Origin of the sequence: Streptomyces sp. NPDC032472, from assembly GCF_040636955.1 — a bacterium.
Classification (GTDB): Bacteria; Actinomycetota; Actinomycetes; order Streptomycetales; family Streptomycetaceae; genus Streptomyces.
On the sequence record NZ_JBEZVK010000186.1, the window covers coordinates 1 to 2,633 of the forward strand.

The following is a 2,633-nucleotide window of genomic DNA, read 5'->3' on the forward strand; positions in this document are numbered from 1 at the left end:
GACGGGCCTGGCCCTCCTCGCCCTCGGCGCGGGCCGGCTGATCTCGCTCACGGGCGCCGAGGACGCCTCCGAGGAGAACCTGCAGAACGCGATGGTCGGCTGCCTCCTCCTCACCGTCGCCCTGATCGTCCTCGCCCCGCTCCTCGCCGTCCCGGTGATCCGGCTGACCGGACGGCTGACCGGCCGCAGCGGGATCACCGGACGCCTCGCCCGCGAGAACGCCCTGCGCGACCCGCGGCGCACCGCGGCCACCGCCGCCACCCTGCTGATCAGCACCGCACTGGTCTCCGGCCTCGCCGTCATCGGACACTCCACCGGGCAGGCCCTCGACCGCCAGGCCGCCGCCGGACTCGGCGCCGACCACGTGATCACCACCCGCTCCACCATGACCGCCATCGACCCCGAAGCCGTACGGAGGGTGGCCGGCACCGCCGGGGTGCGCACCGCGAGCGCCGTCACGGACTCCACCCTGTTCACCGGCGGCGGGGTCCGCGAGATCTCCGGCGTCGACCCCGAGACCGTCGGCTCCGTCATGAAGCTCCACTTCGTCAGCGGCTCCGCCAAGGACCTCGGACCGGGCCGGATCGCCCTCTCCAGCACCACCGCCAAGGCCGCCGGCGTGACCACGGGCGGTCAGATCAACGCCGGCATGGGCCAGAGCCGGCAGTTCGAGAAGTACACCGTCGTGGGCGTCTACCAGGACACCCCCGTCGCCCACGACGCGCTCGGCGCGCGCACCGAGGTGGCGCGGCACAGCCTCCTGCCCGGCTCCGTCCAGCGTGTCCTCGTCCGCACCGACCCCGGCGCGGTCTCCGGGGCCGTCGAGGAGCGGCTGCGGGCCGCCGTGGGCAACAACCCGCTGCTGAAGGTGCAGGACCGGCAGCAGATCGTCCACGAGGCCGCCGGCACCATGGCGGACCTGCTGGGCGTCATGTACGGAATGCTCGCCATCGGCGCAGTGATCGGCGGGCTCGGCATCGTGAACACCCTGGCCATGTCCGTCGCCGAACGGACCCGCGAGATCGGCGCCCTGCGCGCCCTCGGCATGGACCGCGCCGGAATCCGGCGGATGATCCGCCTGGAGGCGGTGACGGTCGCCGCGTTCGGCACCCTCCTCGGCCTGACCGGCGGCCTGTTCGGCGCCTGGGCGGTCGGTTCCCTCGCCAACGGCGCGATCGAGCAGTACGCCCTGGCCATGCCCTGGGGGACGCTGCTCCTGATCTGCCTGCTGTCCCTGGCGACCGGCGCACTCGCGGCCACCGTTCCCGCCCGCCGAGCAGCCGCACTGAGCCCCCTCGAAGCCGTCGCGGAGGGATGAGGTCAGCCGGCCGCGGTGGCGTAGTGGTCGAGGTACTCCTGCAGATGAGGGGCGAGCGCATCGGGGGTGGTGGTGTTCAGGTGCATCCACAGCTCGTTCTCGACCACGAAGCGGTAGGCGAATTCCTCGAAGCTCGTGGCGCACCGCAGCAGCGAACCCGCTGCTGCGGTGCGGAACTCGGCCCGCTGCTCCTCGTCCAGCTCCTCTTCGGCGAGTTCGAGGTCCAGGTGGGAGGCGACCACGAACGCCTCCCGGTCGGGGCGCAGGTAGAGGTACCAGATGACGCAGTCCTGCTGGTCCCGAAGGAACCGTACGAGGCGGGCGCCGTCCTCGGCCGGACTTGCCAGGGGGCCGGACAGATCGCTCCAGCAGGCCGTCACCGACACTTCGTCGAAGGCGCGGCAGAGGCCGCCGCTGCCGTAGAAGGCGCGGAAGTCGGCGGGCAGCTGCAGGCCGACGGCCGACAGGGCCGCCTCCGTGCCCGCGAGCTGTTCCACGTGCTCCGACTGCGGTCCGTCCGGTGCAGCCGGGCCGGCCAGCCAGGCGAAGCTGCCGTCGAGGCGGCCGGAGTCGAGCGGGGGCAGGCTCTCCAGGGGATAGACCTCGTAGGTGTATTCGCACGGCCGGTAGGAGCCCAGATCGGTGGCGCACCATCCGGTGGCGAAGGGGAGGGCGGCGGGAGCGGGTGCGGACATGGAGATCCCCTCGGATGTTGCCTGTTCAGCGGTACGGTCACATCTTCGTACCCGCCACTGACAACGGGAGGTCCCGAAGGAACCGGCCGGCCGACCCCGTTGCTCAGACCGGCGGCCCCTCGCCGACCGGACGGATCACCACCGGGTACTCGGGCGACCCCGCCGGCACCGGGCAGTGCGTGATGCGGGCCGCGATCTCGGTGACCCGGTCGAGGCCGGTGCACTCCAGCAGCCAGTAGCCGGCGGTCAGTACGTCACTGTCGGCGTACGGATGGTCCGTGACCACCGCTTCGCGCCCGGGCGCGCCGGTGACGAACCGGGCCTCGGCCGGCTCGGTGAACCCCTGCGCGTCCAAGAGCTCCCCGGACGCGGCGAGTTCCGAGTTCAGCAGGTCCATGAAGGCGACCATCGCCATGAGCTCGTGACGGCTCCACGAGGGAGAGGCGGGTGTGGCCTTCCCCGTCATCGCGTCGTAGTCGGCCTGGCTCGCCTGGACCGTCACGAAGTACTTCATCCTCGCAGCCAACCAGCTCCGGCTCCGGCGCGCGGGTAACCGGACGCCGAGGGGCGCTGCGTTTCCCCCGGCCGGCGGCCCCTTCCCAGCCGCTCGTTGCGGCGAC

At 72.4% G+C, this 2,633-nt stretch carries 3 protein-coding genes; 1 reads left to right on the forward strand and 2 read right to left on the reverse strand.

All coding sequences use genetic code 11. The annotated features are described in order from the left end of the window. Nucleotides 1-1,318, forward strand: a 1,318-nt coding sequence (locus AB0F11_RS38020) for an ABC transporter permease (protein WP_362184416.1), incomplete at its 5' end; no start/stop codon positions are given. A gap of 2 nt (nt 1,319-1,320) precedes the next feature. On the opposite strand, the gene AB0F11_RS38025 is transcribed toward AB0F11_RS38020, so the two are convergent. Together AB0F11_RS38025 and AB0F11_RS38030 are read right to left on the reverse strand one after the other, a co-directional pair. After that, nucleotides 1,321-2,013 (reverse strand): hypothetical protein, encoded by a 693-nt coding sequence (locus AB0F11_RS38025; RefSeq protein WP_362184418.1) that lies wholly within the window; start codon nt 2,011-2,013, stop codon nt 1,321-1,323. Between the two features lie 103 nt (nt 2,014-2,116). Further along, nucleotides 2,117-2,527: a hypothetical protein gene (locus AB0F11_RS38030; RefSeq protein ID WP_362184420.1), complete on the reverse strand. Its 411-nt coding sequence runs from the start codon at nt 2,525-2,527 to the stop codon at nt 2,117-2,119. Nucleotides 2,528-2,633 lie beyond the last annotated feature (106 nt).

What these genes read in the sequence shown, in the direction of transcription:
- AB0F11_RS38025 (WP_362184418.1), bottom strand. Translation starts at nt 2,013, where the DNA reads ATGTCCGCACCCGCTCCCGCCGCCCTCCCCTTCGCCACCGGATGGTGC.
- AB0F11_RS38030 (WP_362184420.1), bottom strand. Translation starts at nt 2,527, where the DNA reads ATGAAGTACTTCGTGACGGTCCAGGCGAGCCAGGCCGACTACGACGCG.